At 72.0% G+C, this 17575-nt stretch carries 17 protein-coding genes; 5 read left to right on the top strand and 12 right to left on the bottom strand.

Annotated elements, in window-relative coordinates; all coding sequences use genetic code 11:
* Nucleotides 1–46: 46 nt before the first annotated feature.
* Nucleotides 47–1009, top strand: a complete 963-nt coding sequence (locus D7044_RS26305) for a GNAT family N-acetyltransferase (protein ID WP_120690485.1) — start codon at nt 47–49, stop codon at nt 1007–1009.
* Nucleotides 1010–1078: 69 nt separating this feature from the next.
* On the opposite strand, the gene D7044_RS26300 is transcribed toward D7044_RS26305, so the two are convergent.
* Nucleotides 1079–1534: a gamma-glutamylcyclotransferase gene (locus tag D7044_RS26300; RefSeq protein ID WP_120673378.1), complete on the bottom strand. Its 456-nt coding sequence runs from the start codon at nt 1532–1534 to the stop codon at nt 1079–1081.
* Between the two features lie 106 nt (nt 1535–1640).
* Between D7044_RS26300 and D7044_RS26295 the strand changes: the two genes are divergently transcribed.
* On the top strand, nt 1641–3044 hold the full coding sequence (locus D7044_RS26295; RefSeq protein WP_120673377.1) for an NAD(P)H-quinone dehydrogenase: 1404 nt from the start codon (nt 1641–1643) through the stop codon (nt 3042–3044).
* On the opposite strand, the gene D7044_RS26290 is transcribed toward D7044_RS26295, so the two are convergent.
* From D7044_RS26290 to D7044_RS26275, 4 genes are all read right to left on the bottom strand, one after another.
* Entirely contained in the window at nt 3022–3630 is a 609-nt protein-coding gene (locus D7044_RS26290; protein ID WP_120690484.1) for a DUF998 domain-containing protein, read from the bottom strand. The two genes, D7044_RS26295 and D7044_RS26290, sit on opposite strands and share 23 nt — an antisense overlap.
* Before the next feature lie 91 nt (nt 3631–3721).
* On the bottom strand, nt 3722–4054 hold the full coding sequence (locus D7044_RS26285) for a helix-turn-helix domain-containing protein (RefSeq protein ID WP_120673375.1): 333 nt from the start codon (nt 4052–4054) through the stop codon (nt 3722–3724).
* Entirely contained in the window at nt 4051–4410 is a 360-nt protein-coding gene (locus D7044_RS26280) for a type II toxin-antitoxin system RelE/ParE family toxin (protein ID WP_233565135.1), read from the bottom strand. The genes D7044_RS26285 and D7044_RS26280 overlap by 4 nt, the downstream gene beginning before the upstream one ends.
* Before the next feature lie 54 nt (nt 4411–4464).
* The gene (locus D7044_RS26275) at nt 4465–5082 is read right to left on the bottom strand and encodes a DedA family protein (RefSeq protein ID WP_120690483.1); all 618 of its coding nucleotides are present in this window, start codon (nt 5080–5082) and stop codon (nt 4465–4467) included.
* 593 nt (nt 5083–5675) lie between these two features.
* Between D7044_RS26275 and thrS the strand changes: the two genes are divergently transcribed.
* On the top strand, nt 5676–6905 hold the full coding sequence (gene thrS, locus D7044_RS26270; RefSeq protein ID WP_325050919.1) for a threonine--tRNA ligase: 1230 nt from the start codon (nt 5676–5678) through the stop codon (nt 6903–6905).
* Between the two features lie 143 nt (nt 6906–7048).
* Here the strand turns inward: thrS and D7044_RS26265 are convergent, their stop codons facing one another.
* The 4 genes from D7044_RS26265 to D7044_RS26250 all read right to left on the bottom strand — a co-directional run bounded on the left by D7044_RS26265 (nt 7049) and on the right by D7044_RS26250 (nt 11902).
* Complete coding sequence (locus tag D7044_RS26265) at nt 7049–8992, bottom strand: ABC transporter ATP-binding protein (protein WP_120690481.1); 1944 nt, start codon at nt 8990–8992, stop codon at nt 7049–7051.
* A 225-nt stretch (nt 8993–9217) separates the two neighbouring features.
* The gene (locus tag D7044_RS26260) at nt 9218–10951 is read right to left on the bottom strand and encodes an ABC transporter ATP-binding protein (protein WP_120673370.1); all 1734 of its coding nucleotides are present in this window, start codon (nt 10949–10951) and stop codon (nt 9218–9220) included.
* Nucleotides 10945–11430, bottom strand: a complete 486-nt coding sequence (locus D7044_RS26255; protein WP_120690480.1) for a MarR family winged helix-turn-helix transcriptional regulator — start codon at nt 11428–11430, stop codon at nt 10945–10947. Before D7044_RS26255 ends, D7044_RS26260 begins: the two co-directional genes overlap by 7 nt.
* 25 nt (nt 11431–11455) lie before the next feature.
* Nucleotides 11456–11902: a DoxX family protein gene (locus D7044_RS26250; protein WP_120690479.1), complete on the bottom strand. Its 447-nt coding sequence runs from the start codon at nt 11900–11902 to the stop codon at nt 11456–11458.
* Between the two features lie 83 nt (nt 11903–11985).
* On the opposite strand from D7044_RS26250, the gene D7044_RS26245 reads away from it, so the two are divergent.
* Nucleotides 11986–12549, top strand: coding sequence for a TetR/AcrR family transcriptional regulator (locus tag D7044_RS26245; RefSeq protein ID WP_120673368.1), 564 nt, complete (start codon nt 11986–11988; stop codon nt 12547–12549).
* Between the two features lie 16 nt (nt 12550–12565).
* On the opposite strand, the gene D7044_RS26240 is transcribed toward D7044_RS26245, so the two are convergent.
* Both D7044_RS26240 and D7044_RS26235 read right to left on the bottom strand, forming a co-directional pair.
* Nucleotides 12566–14005: a GuaB1 family IMP dehydrogenase-related protein gene (locus D7044_RS26240; RefSeq protein WP_120673367.1), complete on the bottom strand. Its 1440-nt coding sequence runs from the start codon at nt 14003–14005 to the stop codon at nt 12566–12568.
* 170 nt (nt 14006–14175) lie between these two features.
* Entirely contained in the window at nt 14176–14772 is a 597-nt protein-coding gene (locus D7044_RS26235) for a LysE/ArgO family amino acid transporter (protein ID WP_120673366.1), read from the bottom strand.
* 69 nt (nt 14773–14841) lie between these two features.
* Between D7044_RS26235 and D7044_RS26230 the strand changes: the two genes are divergently transcribed.
* Nucleotides 14842–15738, top strand: a complete 897-nt coding sequence (locus D7044_RS26230) for a LysR family transcriptional regulator ArgP (RefSeq protein WP_120673365.1) — start codon at nt 14842–14844, stop codon at nt 15736–15738.
* Between the two features lie 46 nt (nt 15739–15784).
* Here the strand turns inward: D7044_RS26230 and D7044_RS26225 are convergent, their stop codons facing one another.
* Complete coding sequence (locus D7044_RS26225) at nt 15785–17539, bottom strand: acetyl/propionyl/methylcrotonyl-CoA carboxylase subunit alpha (protein ID WP_120673364.1); 1755 nt, start codon at nt 17537–17539, stop codon at nt 15785–15787.
* Nucleotides 17540–17575: the final 36 nt, after the last annotated feature.

The raw sequence follows: 17575 nt of genomic DNA, 5'->3' as shown, positions 1-17575 counted from the left end.
GGAAAATGGGCGGCGCGACGCTGCGCCGCCTGTCAGGATCGGCCGCGTGACGCTCCCCGCCGGTTGGACCGCCCGCCGCCCCACCGCCGACGACGTACCGGCGATCCTGAAGGTGGTGCACGCCGCCGACGTCTTCGCCGTCGGCTACCCCGACTTCGACGCCGAGGACGTCCGGGACGCGCTGACCGCCCCCTTCGTCGACCCGGCCCGGGACTCCTGGCTGGTCACCGATCCGGACGGCACGGTGACGGCGTGGGCGATCCTGAGCAACCCGACCGGCGTGGGCCGCGAGTGGGTGGACGTCCTCGTGGACCCCGACCGTGGGGCCGACCTGCGGGCCCCGCTGCTGGCACGGCTGCTCGACCGGGTCGCCGAGCGGGCGGCCGAGCGGGGCCTGCCCCACCTCACCGCCCGCACCGGGGTCTTCGCCCCGGAGACCCGCTGGGCCGGCGAGCTGGTCGAGGCCGGCTTCACCCGGATCAAGCGGTACGTCCGGATGACCCGCTCCCTCGCCGATCTCCCCGTCGAACCGGCGTCCCCGCCCGGGGTGACCGTCCGTCCGCTGGTCGCCGACGACGAGGCCGACCTGCGCCTGTTCCACCGGATCTTCGACACCGCGTTCCGGGACACCCCGGACTACGAGCCCGTCGGGTTCGCGCAGTGGCGCGAGCAGCTGCCGTCGTACGGCAAGGTCTGGGACGAGTGGTTCGTCGCCGAGGTCGACGGCGTGCCGGCCGGCGCTCTCCAATCCTCCGACCAGGCCCTGGAGCAGGAGATGGGCTGGGTGCGCACGCTGTCGGTGCTGCCCGCGTACCGCCGGCGCGGGGTGGGGGCGGCGCTGCTGCGCCGGGCGTTCGCGGTCTACGCCGGCAAGGGTCGTACCGCAGCCGGGCTGGGGGTCGACCTGGCCAACCCGACCACCCCGGTGACCCTCTACCAGTCCGTGGGGCTGCGCGAGGTGCGCTGGACCGACATGTACGAGCGGACGGTCGCCGCCGCGGGTGTGTGATAGGCGACCCGGGCCGGGGCCGCCGCGCGACCGGGGACCGGCCCGGAGGAGACTGCAGGCGTGCGAACGTTACGCCGAGGCGGTGCCGGTGGGGCGGGACCGCAAATCGGAGACGTAGTCGTCCGGCGCGCCCGCCTTCTCCGCGGCGTTCACGATCTCCGACAGGTACCACGAGGTCGGCAGTCCACCCTCGTAGCCGTCGAAGACGTAGATCCACGCGGTCAGGTCGCCGTCGAGGGTCGAGACGCGGACGTGCAGCTTGCGGTACGTGCCGGAGGTGACGCCCTCGATCTCGTCGAGCTGGGCGGCGTCGTACGGGTGGATGTCGTAGAGCGCCACGAAGACCCGGTCGCCGGGGGACTCGACGAGGGTGCTGACCGCGCCCTCCCAGCCGATGACGTCCTCGCCGGCGAAGGTCAGCCGCCAGCCCTCGAGCCAGCCGGTGCCCACCATCGGCGAGTGCGGGCAGTAGGCACGCATTCGACCGGGGTCGAGGTTTGAGCCGTAGGCGGCGTGAAGACGCACGGCGATGACGATAGCCCGGCGGACGGGTGGGGGAGAATACGACGGTGCGTGTCGGACGCGTTCAGGAGAAGAAAGTCACTGTGAGCATCGACGAAGGGCGAGTGCGGTGAGCCGGATCGTGATCATCGGCGGCGGGCCGGCCGGCTACGAGGCGGCCCTGGTCGCCGCGCAACTGGACGCCGACGTCACAGTGGTGGAGGCCGAGGGGGCCGGCGGAGCCTGCGTGCTCTCCGACTGCGTACCGTCGAAGACCTTCATCGCGAGCTCGCAGGTGGTGACCGGCTACCGGGACACCGAGGAGTTCGGGGTGCACTCCGACGGGCTGGAGGCGGTCACCGTCGACGCCCCCGCCGTGCACCATCGGGTCAAGCGGCTCGCGCTCGCCCAGTCCGCGGACATCCACGCGAAGCTGCTGAAGGCCGGGGTCACCTTCGTGGCCGGCACCGCCCGCCTCGGTGAGGACACGCTCGGTCACACGCACCGCGTGGTGGTCAGCCCCACCGACGGTGCCGACGAATACACCATCGACGCGTCCACGGTCCTCTTCGCGACCGGCGCCACCCCGCGCCAACTGCCGACCGCTCTTCCCGACGGCGAGCGGATCCTCACCTGGCGTCAGGTGTACGACCTGCCCGAGCTGCCCGAGCACCTGATCGTGGTCGGCTCCGGGGTGACCGGGGCCGAGTTCGCCAGCGCGTACCTCGGGATGGGCGTCGAGGTGACCCTGGTGTCCAGCCGGGACCGGGTCATGCCGCAGGAGGACGCCGACGCGGCGCAGGCGATCGAGCGGGTCTTCCGCGCCAAGGGCATGAGCATCCTGAACAACTCCCGCGCCGACGCGGTCCGCCGCACCGAGGACGGCGTCGAGGTCGAGCTCTCCGACGGTCGCAAGGTGTACGGCTCGCACGCGCTGATCACGGTCGGCTCCATCCCCAACACCGCCGGCCTCGGCCTCGCCGAGTACGGCGTCGAGCTGGGCCGGGGTGGCTACGTGACAGTCGACCGGGTGTCTCGGACGAACGTGCCGGGCATCTACGCCGCCGGCGACTGCACCGGTGTGCTGGCGCTGGCCAGCGTCGCGGCCATGCAGGGCCGGATCGCGATGTGGCACGCGCTCGGTGAGGCCGTCCGCCCGCTGCGGCTGCGGACCGTCGCCGCGAACGCCTTCACCTCGCCCGAGCTGGCCACGGTGGGCGTCTCGCAGAACGAGGTGGACGCCGGCACGGTCCCGGCCCGGCAGGTGATGCTGCCGCTGGCGGGCAACGCCCGGGCCAAGATGGACGACCTCGCCGACGGTTTCGTGAAGCTCTTCTGCCGTCCGGCCAGTGGCCAGGTGATCGGCGGAGTGGTGGTGGCCCCCAAGGCGAGTGAACTCATCCTGCCGATCACCATGGCGGTGGAGAACAACCTCACCGTCAACGAGCTGGCCCAGACCATCACCATCTATCCGAGCCTCTCCGGATCGATCACGGAGGCGGCCCGCCAGCTCATGCTCCACGTGCTGGAGTGAGCGGTCGGAGCCCGGCCACCGCCGCCGCCAGGAACGCGATCAGGGTTACCTCGGTCAGGATGAGGACCCGTTCGACCAGGCCGATCAGCATCCGGTCACCCGGGTAGGCCGACCAGACCATGGTCGCCGCGAGCACCAGGCTGGTGAGGGCGAGTCCGCGTACCCAGCGGGCGGCGGGGTGGGGGAGCCGACCGGCCAGCAGCCAGCCGCCGACGGGCAGGGCCAGGAAGGCGACGACCGAGGCGTACCGGTGCACGTACGCCGCCGCGTCCATCGGCAGCCCCGGCTCGTTGGTCGGCACGACCGCGGCGAGCAGCAGGCCCCCGATCCAGGCCAGCAGCAGAACCCCGACCCGGCGGGTCGCGCCCGCTCGGCGCAGCGCGGGTAGCAGGGCTGCCGTGGCGAGGGCCAGCACCACCATGGCGACGTCGATGACGCCGCCGCGGTCGGAGACGGCGTAGTCGCTGACGGTCAGCGACCAGGGCGAGAGATCCTCGTTCACCTCGACGTGACCGATCACGGCGAGCAGCGCCGCGAGGGCGATCCCGCCGAGGGCCAGCAGGCCCGAGTTCCGCGTTCCAGGCATGCCTCAGCCTGTCGCCGGAGGCACCCGAGACGGATCGGGGCGAGCCACCGAATTCGATCCCCGGGACCACCCCTAGGTCGCGGTGGAGCCGCTACGCCACGTTGAGCTGGATGTTGCCGATCCGGGCGACCACGTCGAGATGACCGCCGAGTCCCGTCACGTACGCCCGAAGAGTTTCGAGGTTGGTGTGCTCGCCATTCTCAATCTGGCTGATGCGTGCCTGGGAGAGCCCTGCGGCCTCGGCCAGTTGGCGCTGCGTCATCCCGAGCTGCTTGCGGATCTCAGCCAGTTGAGCTCCGCTCACCGATGCAAGCATCTGCTCGCGCAGGCGACCGCGTCGCGCCACCCGATCAGGGTGATCCCAATCGGGGTCCATCTCGCGTGCCTTGGCCTTGACGTCCCGCCAGTCGGTGCCGTCGCTCATCGCTCCGCCTCCTTCAACGAGGTGAGGTGCTCCTGGAACCGCCCATCCGCCAACGGCACGGCCACCTGGTACCAACTCTGCCAATGGCCCGATTTGTCACCGGCCACCAGGAAGACGGCTTCCCGCAACGGGTCGAAAGCAAAGATCATCCTTATCTCCGTCGAGCCCGTGGAACCCGGCCTGAGTTCCTTCATGTGGTGGAAGGAGCTGCCCTTGAGTCGGTCCACCATCGGACGACCCAATGCCGGACCGTGTTCGGCCAGCAGGTCTATCGCCTCGGCGATCAGATCTGCGCTTGCTGGATCGGTCTTGCATAAGCCGAGGAACCAGTCTTCGACCTCAGGATGCAGTTTCACGCTCCACACGTCATCAATATAAATGCAGCTTATACGAGTCTGCGGCGGCGACACTCAGTCGATGGGGAGTTCGGCGGCGGCCCGGCGGGCGTTGCGGACGCCTACCAATGTCATCGCCCAGCCGGCGGCGCCGAACCCGGCCGCCGCGACGGCCGCGACCAGGGCGAGCCGCCAGGTGGACGAGGCGAGCGCCGCCCCGCCGAGGTGCCCGACCAGCGCGCCGTAGCTGGCCCAGCCCAGCGCCGCGATCGTCTCGTAGCTCAGGAAGAGCCGGTACGGGTAGCGGCTGCGGCCGGCCGAGAAGCAGGCCGCCATCCGGCCGCCGGGCACGAACCGGCAGAGCAGGATCACCATCGGCCCCGGACGGCGTAGGCCCTGGGTGAACCGGGCGGCGGTCCGTTGGGCGCGATTCTGCCGGGTATGTCGTCGTACCCGTCGATCGGGTGCGCTCCGGCCCAGCAGGTAGCAGACGAGGTCTCCGGCGAGCACCCCGAGCGCGCCGACGGCGATCGTGAGCGGCAGGTCCAGCCCGCCGTAGACGGTGAGCGCCCCGCCGGTGATCATGATTGCCTGGGTGGGAATGACCGGAACGAAGGCGTCCAGCAGCAACAGCCCGAGCAGCGCGAGGTACGCCCACGTCGGTGACGTGACGTCAGTGAGTAGTTCGGGCACGCGTGCCACCTCGCCGTATGTGGCCGATCTGATGTACCGAGCCTGACGGCGTGTCCGGCGTCACGACGGACGGCCCCGACAGGCGGTGACCACGGACACGGCAAGGTCACCCAGGTACAACGACGCTCCATAGCTCCCGGTCACGGTCGGCGGATCGGCGTTCGTCGGCGTACCGTTGGCGAGCGCGGCCCCAACGACCGTCGGGTCCCCCGTTCTCGACGATCGGGCCGCATTGGGCCGCCGGCAGGTCCCGTGCCGGCGGCCCGCCCCTGACCCGGCCGGGCCGGGCCTCGGCGGGGCGGTCCGTCGCCGCGCCTCGACGACGTCGCGGTGACCCGTCCGCGCCGACACCCTGACATCACCGCAGACCCAGTCGGTCAGGCGGCCGGGAGCCACGCCGCCTGCGGCGAAAAACGCGGGTGCGCCCGCGCCCGCACCGGGCGTACCGTCTCGGCATGCGCAGCGCGGATCTGACCACGACGCCGGACGACTCCGGCGTGCCGCACTGACGTTTCTGTCCACGAGGCCCCGGGGCGACCGCTCCCGGGGGCCGCGCGGACCTCGGTCACCGGGTCGCCTCCGGGTCGTACGCGATCAGGGAGAGCGACATGATCGACCACCGCAGGCTCGGCCGGGAGCTGGAGCTGTTCGTCTCCGATCCGCTGGCCGGCGCCGGGCTGCCCATCTGGTTGCCGGCCGGCGCCGCCGCCCGGCACGCGGTCGAGGAGTACGTCCGGGAGTTGGAGCGCCGAGCCGGCTACCAGCACGTCTACTCGCCACCGCTGGGTAAACGCGAGCTCTTCGAGCGCTCCGGCCACCTCGGCTACTTCGCCGACGACATGTTCCCGCCGATGCGCCTCTCCGCCGACGACGAGTTCGTGCTGCGGCCGGCGCTCTGCCCGCACCATGCGCTGGTGTTCGGCGCGCGCGGGCGCTCCTACCGTGAGCTGCCGCTGCGCGTCGCCGAGCTGGGCGGGATGTACCGCGCCGAGCGCTCCGGGGTGCTCGGTGGCCTCTCCCGGGTACGGGCCATCTCGCTCAACGACGCGCACAACTTCTGCGCGTTGGAGCAGGTGGGGGCGGAGGTGGCCGAGATCCTCCGGCTGATCCGCGAGGCGCACGCCGCGCTCGGCGTACGCCCGGCCGGGTTCCGGTTGTCGGTACGCGGACCCGGGCAGCGGTACGTCGGCGACGACGCGCAGTGGGCCCGCGCCGAGGAGCTGCTGCGCGACGCGCTGGCCGGGGTGGAGTACGAGGTGGCACCCGGGGACGCCGCCTTCTACGGTCCGAAGATCGACGTCCAGATCGTCGACGGCCGGGGGCGGGAGTCGACCCTGGCCACCGTGCAGCTCGACTTCGACAAGCCGGAGCGCTTCGACCTGGCCTACACCGACCGGGACGGGGCGAGGCGGCGCCCGGTGATGGTGCACCGGAGCCTGGTCGGCAGCATGGAGCGACTCTTCGCCTACCTGATCGAGGTGCACGAGGGCGCCTTCCCCGCCTGGTACGCGCCGGTCCAGTTGGCGGTGCTGCCGGTGGACGCCGGCCAGGCCGGCGCGGCGGCCGACCTCGCCCGCCGGGCCGAGGCGGCCGGGCTGCGGGTCGAGATCGACGCCGCCGGTTCACTGGGTGCCCGGATCCGGGACGCCGCCCGGCGACGCATCCCGTACGTCGCGGTGGTCGGTGCCCGGGAGGCGGCCGACGGGCGGGTGTCCCTGCGGCTGCGCGACGGGCGGTCCCTCGACCCGCTGCCCGTGGCGGACGCGCTCGCCCTGGTGGGCGACGTGGTGGCCAGCCGGACCGGACAGCTGCTGCCCGGCTGACCCGGGCGCGGCGGCAGTCAGTCCGTGGGCCGGCCGGTGCTCGTGCCGGCCGGCCCACGGCCGGTGCCGATGGTCCCGGCCGGGTGGGGGCAGGCCCGCCTGCACCCGGCCGGGAACCTCGCGCGCCTACCCGGCCGGGTGGGTCACGCGGAGAGCGCCCCCTGGGCCGCTGCCGGGGTCCGGGCGGCCTCCTCGCCCTCGTCCTCCTCGGTGATCGCCTGGGTGAACTGGGAAAGGTAGAGCCGGTGGTACGCGCCGCGCGCGTCGAGCAGCTGCTCGTGCGTGCCCTGCTCGACGATCCGGCCGTTCTCCATCATCAGGATCAGGTCGGCGTCCCGGATGGTGGAGAGCCGGTGCGCGATCACGAAGCTGGTCCGGTCCGAGCGCAGCGCGGCCATCGCCCGTTGCAGCAGCACCTCGGTGCGGGTGTCGACCGAGCTGGTGGCCTCGTCCAGGATCAGCAGCGACGGCTCGGCGAGGGCCGCCCGGGCGATGGTGATGAGCTGCTTCTCGCCCGCGCTGACGTTGCTCGCCTCCTCGTCGATGACGGTGTCGTAGCCGTCGGGCAGGCTGCGGACGAACCGGTCCACGAAGGTGGCCCGGGCGGCGGCGAGGATCTCCTCCTCGGTCGCGTCCGGCCGGCCGTACGCGATGTTGTCGCGGATGGTGCCGCCGAAGAGCCAGGTGTCCTGGAGCACCATGCCGATCCGGCCACGCAGGTCGTCGCGGCTCATGCTGGTGGTGTCCACCCCGTCGAGGGTGATCCGGCCGGCGTCCAGCTCGTAGAACCGCATGATCAGGTTGACCAGGGTGGTCTTGCCCGCGCCGGTCGGCCCGACGATCGCCACGGTGTGACCCGGCTCGGCGACCAGCGACAGGTCGTCGATCAGCGGCTTCTCCGGCACGTAGCGGAAGGACACGTGCTCGAACTCGACCCGGCCGCGCGGCTGGGTCACCCGGGCCGGCTCGACCGGGTCGGGGGTCTGCTCGTCGGCGTCGAGCACCTCGAAGACCCGCTCCGCCGACGCCACGCCGGACTGGAGCAGGTTGGCCATCGAGGCCACCTGGGTCAGCGGCTGGGTGAACTGCCGGGAGTACTGGATGAACGCCTGCACGTCGCCGAGGCTCATCGTCCCGTTGGCGACCCGCAGCCCACCGACCACCGCGATCGCCACGTAGCTCAGGTTCCCGATGAACATCATCGACGGCATGATGATCCCGGAGATGAACTGGGCGCCGAAGCTGGCCTTGAAGAGCTCCTCGTTCTTCTCCGTGAACGCCGCCTCGACCTCCCGCTGCCGGCCGAAGACCTTGACCAGCTCGTGGCCGGTGAAGGCCTCCTCGATCCGGCCGTTCAGCTCACCGGTGTGCGCCCACTGGGCGATGAACTGCTTCTGCGACCGCTTGGCGATCCGTTGGGTGACCAGCACCGAGAGCGGCACGGCCACCAGCGCCACCAGCGCCAGCAGCGGCGAGATCCAGAACATCGCCCCGAGTACGCCGACCACGGTGAGCACGGACGTGAGCAGCTGGCTCAACGTCTGCTGGAGGCTCTGCGAGATGTTGTCGATGTCGTTCGTCACCCGACTGAGCAGCTCGCCCCGGGGCTGCCGGTCGAAGTAGGGCAGCGGCAGCCGGTTGAGCTTCTCCTCCACGTCCGCACGGAGCTTCAGCACCGTCCGCTGCACCACCCCGTTGAGCAGCCAGCCCTGCCACCAGGAGAGCACCGCCGCGCCGAGGTAGAGCCCGAGCGCCAGCAGCAGCACCCGGCCCAGCGCGGTGAAGTCGATGCCGGCGCCGGGCACCGGGTTCATCCGGGCGAGCATGTCGGCGAAGGCGTCGTTGCCGCTCGCGCGGGCCGCCGTGACGGCCTGCTCGACGGTGCTGCCCGTTTCGAGCTGCCGGCCGATCACCCCGCTGAAGATCAGGTCGGTGGCGTGCCCGAGGATCTTCGGCCCGGCGACGCTCAACCCGACGCTCACCAGCGCCAGCGCGATGATCCCGCCGAGCTGGAGCTGGTGCGGCCGGAGCCGGCCGAGCAGACGCCGTGCCGACGGCCCGAAGTTCATGGACCGCTCGGCGGGCATCCCGGCCCCGAAGCCCGGGCCGCGGCCACCGCCCGGCCCCCGGCGCGGTGCCGAACCGGCAGCCGGCTTCTGCGCCGGTACGGGTTTCCTGTCGCTCACGCCGCCTCCTCCGCGCTGTGCCTGATGATTCGCTCCCTGCGGTCGCTCATGCCGGCACCTCCCTTCGGTCGGCGCCGGCCTGAGGCTTCTCCGCGCTGTGCCTGATGATTCGCTCCCTGCGGTCGCTCATGCCGGCACCTGCGCGGTCTGCTGCGAGGCGACGATCTCGGCGTACGTCGGGCAGCTCTCCAGCAGCTCCTCGTGTCGTCCCACTCCGACGACTCCCCCGTTCTCGAGCACGATGATCTGGTCGGCGTCGACGATCGTGGAGACCCGCTGGGCCACGATCACCACGGCGGCGTCCGCGGTGACCGGCCGCAGCGCCGCCCGCAACCGCGCGTCGGTGCCCAGGTCGAGCGCGGAGAACGAGTCGTCGAAGAGGTATATCTCCGGCTTCCGGACCAGGGCCCGGGCGATCGCCAACCGTTGCCGCTGGCCACCGGAGACGTTCGTGCCGCCCTGCGCGACGGGCGCCTCCAGCCCCTCGGGCATCTGCATCACGAAGTCCGCGGCCTGCGCGATCTCCAGCGCCCTCCAGAGCTCCTCGTCGGTGGCGTCCGGGTTGCCGTACCGCAGGTTGCTCGCGACCGTGCCGGTGAAGAGGTACGGCCGCTGCGGCACCAGGCCGATCCGTCGCCACAGCTCGTCGGGGGCCAGGTCGCGTACGTCGATTCCGTCGACCAGCACCGCGCCGGCGGTGACGTCGACCAGTCGCGGCACCAGCGACAGCAGGGTGGTCTTGCCGGCCCCGGTGCTGCCGATGATCGCCGTGGTGCTGCCGGGCGTGACCCGGAACGAGATGTCCCGCAGCACCGGGTCGGCCGCGCCCGGGTACTGGAAGCGCACGTCGCGCAGCTCCAACTCGGCCCGTCCGGACACCTCGGCGGTCGGCGTCGCGGGCGGCGCCACGGAGGTGTCGGTGTCGAACACCTCGACGATGCGCTCGGCGCAGACCGCCGCGCGCGGCACCATCATCAGCATGAAGGTGGCCATCATGACGGACATCAGGATCTGCATGAGGTACTGAAGGAAGGCGGTGAGCGCGCCGATCTGGATCGCGCCGGAGTCGACCCGCTGCGCGCCGAACCAGAGCACCGCGACGCTGGAGACGTTGAGCACCAGCATCACCACCGGGAAGATCAGGGCCAGCAGTCGCCCGACCCGCAGCGCGGTGGCGCTCAGGTCCGTGTTCGCCACGCCGAAGCGCTGCGTCTCGTACGGCTCACGTACGAAGGCGCGGACCACCCGGATGCCGGTGATCTGCTCGCGCAGGACCCGGTTGACCGCGTCGATCCGGGTCTGCATGAGCCGGAAGCCCGGCACCATCCGCCGGATGACCAGTGCCAGCGCGATGGCGAGGACGGGTACCGAGACGAGCATCAGCCAGGAGAGCCCGAGGTCCTCCCGCAGCGCCATCACCACCCCGCCGACGCACATGATCGGGGCGGCCACGAGCATGGTGCAGCTCAGCAGCACGAGCATCTGCACCTGCTGCACGTCGTTGGTGGTGCGCGTGATGAGCGACGGTGCGCCGAACCGGGCGACCTCGCGGGCGGAGAACCGGTTGACGTGCCGGAAGATCCCGGCCCGCGCGTCCCGGCCGAAGCTCATCGCGGTACGCGCCCCGAAGTACACCGCGGCGATCGAGCAGACGATCTGCACCAGGCTGACGGCGAGCATCCAGCCGCCGGTCGACATGATGTAGCCGGTGTCGCCGCGCGCCACGCCCTTGTCGATGATGTCGGCGTTGAGGCTCGGCAGGTAGAGCGAGGCCATGGTGCCGACGAACTGGAGCAGCAGGACCGCGGCCAGCGGCTTCGAGTAGGGGCGCAGGTGTTCGCGGAGCAGTCGGATCAGCACTTCTGCCGGCCTCCCGTCCCGTCCGTGGGCACTGTCATGCCTGGTTCCTCTCCACTACCGATGACCTCCAGCAGGAACTCGCGGATCACCGCCGCCTTCTCGGGGTCGGCGTCGACCGAGGTGAGCGGCCGACCCGACCGGATCAGGACGCCCACCCCCGCCAGCCGTTCGTGGCCGGCGGGGGTGATGGCGAGCCGTACGCTGCGCCGGTCGCTGTCGTCGCGTTGCCGCTCGACCAGGCCGTCCCGTTCCAGGGTGTCGACGATCCCGGTCAGCGTGGCGGGCCGTACGAAGCAGCGTTGGGCCACCTCGCGGTGGGGCATCGGGCCGTTCTTGTCGAGCGTCATGAGGGCGACCATCCCGGCCTGGGTGAGGTTGAACTTCTCCGCCAGGAAGCGGTTCCACCGCTGGGTGACCATGTGGCCGGCCAAGGCCAGGAGGCGACCCATCGGCACGTCGTTGAGGGTGACGAGATCCACGGTCTGCAGGTTAGCCCCCTGATAGTCAGGCACCAAACGAAATTGTCGCCGCGGTGACCAGGAATGCGATCTGCATGGCCGTGCGCTGCCCCAGCGGCGTGACCGGCCGTCCGGCCAGGGTGAGCCGGCGCTGTGCCGCGGAGACGTTGGCCGGGAACATCGCGAGCATCAGCAGTCCCAGCCCGGCCGCTCCCCACCGGGCCGTGGCCGGGACCAGCAGCGCCGCCGCCCCGACCAGCTCGAGCACGCCGGTCACGGTGACCAGGAGCGCCGGCCGGGGCAGGCGGGGCGGGACCATGGCGATGAGGCCGGATCGGCGGGGCTCGCTGAAGTGCGCGAGCCCGGTGATTACGAACATGGCGGCCAGCCCGATCCGGAGTGCGTCGGTCGTGCTGTCCAGGGCGTCGAATCCGGCCAGCCCGACGATCCGGGCCACCGCGAAACCGGCGATCAGGGTGATCAGTGGAGCCATGACAACCTCCTCGGGTCGAAACTTGTCACTGGCAAGATTGCTCGTCGAGTGTCATCTTGTCAATGGCAAGATAGGATTACGTCATGACTCCGACGCGTGGCTACCATCACGGCGATCTACGCCGTGCCCTGCTCGACACCGCAGTGGAGGCGATCTCCGAATCCGGCCCCGCCGCGCTCAGCCTGCGTGACCTCGCCCGGCGGGCCGGCGTCTCGCACGCCGCCCCCGCGCATCACTTCGGCGACAAGGCGGGCCTGCTCACCGCGCTCGCCGTACAGGGATTCGATCTGCTCGCCGAGACCCTCGGCCAGGCGGGCGACGACCTGCTCGCCGCCGGCGTCGCCTACGTGGACTTCGCGGTCCGGCATCGCGCGCACTTCGAGGTGATGTTCCGCCCAGAGCTGTACCGGGCCCAGGACCCGCAGGTGCGAGCCGCCAGTGACCGGGCCGGCAATGTGCTGCGCGATCGGGTGGCGGGCCTGCCGGCGCGCGACGGTGGCGCCGGCGAGCCCGGGCGGGACGCCCTCGCCGCCTGGTCGATCGTGCACGGCTTCGCCACCCTCTGGCTCGCCGGTGCGCTGCCTCCCCGCGTCGGCGACGACCCGCGGGAGGCAGCGCGGTACGTGATCAGCCGGCTCGTCGAGTAGGCGAGCCGGCCCGCCGTCACCAGCTGGTCGGCAGCGGCATCCCCTCGGTGTAGCCGGCCGCGCTCTGCACGCCGACCACCGCCCGCTCGTGGAACTCGGAGAGGTTGCGCGCGCCCGCATAGGTGAAGGAGCTGCGGACACCCGCGATGATCTCGTCGATCAGGTCCTCGACGCCCGGGCGGGTCGGGTCGAGGTGCATCCGCGCCGAGGAGATGCCCTCCTCGAAGACCGCCTTCCGGGCCCGGTCGTACGGGCTGTCCTCGGCGGTGCGGGCGCTGACCGCCCGGGCCGAGGCCATGCCGAAGCTCTCCTTGTAGCGCCGGCCGTCCGGATCCGTGTAGAGGTCGCCGGGGGACTCGTACGTGCCGGCGAACCATGAGCCGATCATGACGTTGGAGGCGCCGGCGGCGAGCGCGAGCGCCACGTCCCGGGGATGCCGGACGCCGCCGTCGGCCCAGACGTGCCGGCCGAGCGCCCGGGCCGCCGCCGCGCAGTCCAGCACGGCCGAGAACTGCGGCCGCCCCACCCCGGTCATCATCCGGGTGGTGCACATCGCGCCCGGTCCCACGCCGACCTTGACGATGTCGGCGCCCGCCTCGATCAGGTCCCGTACGCCCTCGGCGGTGACCACGTTGCCGGCCGCCACCGGGACGCCCGGGTCGAGCCGGCGTACCGCCCGCAGCGCGGAGATCATCCGCTCCTGGTGACCGTGCGCGGTGTCCACCACCAGGGTGTCCACCCCGGCCTCCAGCAGGGCGGCGGCCTTGCCGGTTACGTCGCCGTTGATCCCGATCGCCGCCGCGATCCGCAGCCGCCCCTGCTCGTCCACGGCCGGCCGGTAGAGGGTCGCCCGCAGCGCCCCCTTGCGAGTGAGGACGCCGACCAGCCGCCCCTGCGCGTCGACCACCGGGGCGAGCCGGCGCCGACCGGCGGAGAGCACGTCGAACCCGGTACGCGGGTCCGCGTCCGCGGGAACGGTGTGCAGCTCAGTGGACATCACGTGACGTAGCTGGGCGAACCGGTCAACGCTCACGGTGTCCGCCTCGGTGACCACACCCAGCGGTCGGCCGGCCTCGTCCACCACCATCACCGCGCCGTGCGCGCGCTTGGGCAGCAGGTGGATGGCGTCACCGACCGTGTCGGTCGGGCCGAGCGTGATCGGGGTGTCGTAGACCAGGTGGCGCTGCTTGACCCAGGACACCACGTTCGCCACCACGTCGATCGGGATGTCCTGCGGGATGACCGTGACCGCGCCGCGCCGGGCCACCGTCTCCGCCATCCGCCGGCCGGCGACCGCCGTCATGTTCGACACCACGATGGGGATGGTGGTGCCGGTGCCGTCGGAGCTGGCGAGGTCGACGTCGAGGCGGGAGCCCAGGTCGGAGCGGGACGGCGCCATGAAGACGTCGTTGTAGGTCAGGTCGTGCGCGGGAGCCGCGCCGTGAAGGAACCGCACCCGGCAATCATGGCTGCTCGATACGGGTATCGCCGCCGCTGGTAGCGGAAAACACCTTCCCAGGCCCTCCCGCCCCCACCGGCTTCGGTGATCAAGAGGTTTCGGTCGGAAATCGCTCCGCATCTGACGCCAAGCTCTTGATCATCGAGGGGAACGCGGGGGAGGGACGGTCAGCCCAGTAGTAGTGCCAGGGCGAGGAGGGCCATCAACGTGGCGATCAGCCCGTCCAGCAGTCGCCACGCGGTCCGGCGGGCGAGCAGCGGGGCGAGCCGGTGCGCGCCGACGCCGAGCGCCGTGAACCAGACCACGCTGGCCAGGGTGGCGCCGACGCCGAAGAGCCAGCGGTGCGGGTGCTGCTGGGCGATCCCCCCGAGGAGGAGCACGGTGTCGAGGTAGACGTGCGGGTTCAGGTACGTGAAGGCGAGGCAGGCCAGCAGGGTGGCGCCCAGGGTGGCCGGCGGCCGCTCGGTGGGCAGCAGCGCGCCGGGCCGCAGGGCGCGGCGGGCGGCGAGCGCCGCGTAGCAGAGCAGGAACGCGGCGCCGCCCCAGCGGATCGCGGTGAGCAGGACGGGCCGGCCGGTCACCAGCGTGCCGACCCCGGCGATGCCCGCCCCGATGAGCAGCGCGTCCGAGGCGGCGCAGGTGAGGACGACGGGTACCACGTGCTCCCGGCGCAGGCCCTGACGCAGGACGAAGGCGTTCTGCGCCCCGATGGCGACGATCAGGGCGATGGAGACGGAGAAGCCGGCGACGGCGGAGCTGAGCACGTCTCCGACCGTAGGCGGGCTCGTTCCGTCAGTCGAACTAAAGATTCTGACGCCGGTTAAGGTCAGCTGATGGAAGGGCTCGACTTCGTCCAGCTTCGTACCCTCGCCGCCGTGGTCTCGGAGGGCAGCTTCGAGGCGGCGGCCCGACTGCTGCACGTCACCCCCTCGGCCGTCAGCCAGCGGGTCAAGGCCCTGGAGGAGACGGTCGGGCAGGTGCTCGTTCGGCGGGCCCGGCCCTGCGTGGCGACCGAGGCGGGCGCACCGCTGCTACGTCTCGCCGGGCAGCTCGTACTGCTGGAGCGGGAGGCGCTGACCGACGCGCGCGGCCCGCTCACCGGCGGTGGCGCGCGGACCAGACTCGCCGTGGTGGTGAACGCCGACTCGCTCGCCACCTGGTTCCCGGCCGCCCTGGCCCGGCTGCCGGAAGGGCTCGAACTCTCCCTGGACCTCCGTCAGGAGGATCAGGACCACACCGCCGAGCTGCTCCGCGACGGGGTGGTGACGGCGGCGGTGACCGCGCAGCGCGAGCCGGTCCAGGGCTGCCGGGTACGCCGGCTCGGCGCCATGCGCTACCGGGCGCTCGCCGCCCCGGCGCTGGCCGCCGCGCACTTCGCCGACGGGCTGACCGCCGCGGCGCTGGCCGGCGCGCCGACCGTCGTCTTCGACCGGAGGGACCGGCTGCAGCACCGCTTCATCCGTACGCTGACCGGGCGCACGCTCGACCCGCCCGTGCACTATGTGCCGTCGGTGCCGGCGTTCAGCGAGACCATCCGGCACGGACTCGGCTGGGGTCTGGTGCCCGAGCAGATCGCCGAGGACGATCTCGCCTCCGGGGCGTGCGTCGACATCGCCCCGGGCCGGCAGGTGGACGTGCCGCTGTACTGGCAGCACTGGCGACTGGAGTCGGCGGCGCTGAACGGCCTCACCACCGCCGTACGCGCGGTGGCCGCCGAAGCCCTCCGCTGACCAGCCGGGCGGGCCCCCACGCGGAGGGGGTGCGCCCGACCCGGTCTCAGGAGATGGTGCAGATGGGGGCGCCCGCGCTGATCACCGCGCCGACGTCCGCCGTCAGGCCGCTGATCGTGCCGGCCTTGTGGGCGTGCAGCGGCTGCTCCATCTTCATCGCCTCCAGCACCACGATCAGGTCGCCCTCGGCCACGGTGTCCCCGTCCGCCACGGCGATCTTGACGATGGTGCCCTGCATCGGGGAGGTGAGCGCGTCGCCGCTGACCGTGCCGCCGGCCTTCGCACCCCCGCCACCACGGCGGGCGGGCTTACGGGCGGCGGGCGCGGCGGTACCCGTACCGGTGCCGAGACCTGCCGGAAGGCTGACCTCCAGCCGCTTGCCACCCACCTCGACCACGACGGTCTCCCGCTCGGCGGGCTCGGCGGTCGGGCCGGCGGTCGCGGTGAACGGCGTGATCGTGTTGTCGAACTCGGTCTCGATCCACCGGGTGTGGACAGTGAAGGGCTCCGCGGTGAAGGCCGGATCGCGGACCACCAGGCGGTGGAACGGCAGAGCCGTGGCCATGCCGTCGACCACCATCTCGTCGAGCGCCCGGCGGGCCCGCTCCAGCGCCTCGGTCCGCGTCTCGCCGACGATGATGACCTTGGCCAGCAGCGAGTCGAAGTTCCCGCCGATCACGTCACCGGCCGAGATGCCGGTGTCCACCCGTACGCCGGGGCCGGTCGGCAGCCGCAGCGCGGTGATGGCGCCGGGGGCGGGCAGGAAGTTACGACCGGGGTCCTCGCCGTTGATGCGGAACTCGATCGCGTGCCCGCGGGGCGTCGGGTCCTCGGTGAAGCGCAGCTTCTCCCCGTCAGCGACGCGGAACTGCTCGCGGACGAGGTCGATGCCGGCGGTCTCCTCGGTGACCGGGTGCTCGACCTGGAGCCGGGTGTTCACCTCTAGGAAGGAGATGGTGCCGTCGCCGCCGACCAGGTACTCGACGGTGCCGGCGCCGTGGTAACCGGCCTCGCGGCAGATCGCCTTGGCGCTCTCGTGGATCTGCGTACGCTGGGCGTCGGTGAGGAACGGCGCGGGCGCCTCCTCGACCAGCTTCTGGTGCCGCCGCTGGAGCGAGCAGTCCCGGGTGCCCACCACGATCACGTTGCCGTGCTGGTCGGCCAGCACCTGGGCCTCGACGTGGCGGGGCTTGTCGAGGTAACGCTCGACGAAGCACTCGCCGCGGCCGAAGGCGGCGACCGCCTCGCGGGTGGCGGACTCGAACAGCTGGGGGATCTCCTCCATCGTGCGGGCGACCTTCAGGCCGCGCCCGCCGCCGCCGAAGGCGGCCTTGATGGCGACCGGCAGCCCGTGGTCGACGGCGAAGGCCAGCACCTCGTCGGCGCTGCCGACCGGGTCCGGCGTACCGGGCACCAGCGGCGCGCCGGCGCGCTGGGCGATGTGCCGGGCGGTGACCTTGTCGCCGAGGTCGCGGATGGCCTGCGGGGTGGGGCCGATCCAGGTCAGCCCGGCGTCGATGACGGCCTGGGCGAAGTCGGCGTTCTCGGAGAGGAAGCCGTAGCCCGGGTGCACGGCGTCGGCGCCGGCCCTGGCCGCGATGTCGACCAGCTTGTCGATGCGCAGGTAGCTCTCCGCCGCGGTGTCCCCGCCGAGGGCGTACGCCTCGTCGGCCAGCGTCACGTGCAGCGCGTCCCGGTCGGAGTCGGCGTAGACGGCTACGCTCGCCAGGCCGGCGTCGCGGCAGGCGCGGATGACGCGGACGGCGATCTCGCCGCGGTTGGCGATGAGTACCTTACGCACCGTGGGGGCTCCTCCCGGGAGGTCGTTGACCGGGAG

The sequence above is a fragment of the Micromonospora musae genome (assembly GCF_003626635.1).
GTDB lineage: Bacteria > Actinomycetota > Actinomycetes > Mycobacteriales > Micromonosporaceae > Micromonospora > Micromonospora musae.
The sequence above is the reverse complement of the archived record's forward strand: the minus strand, read 5'-3'. Positions and strand labels throughout refer to the sequence as shown.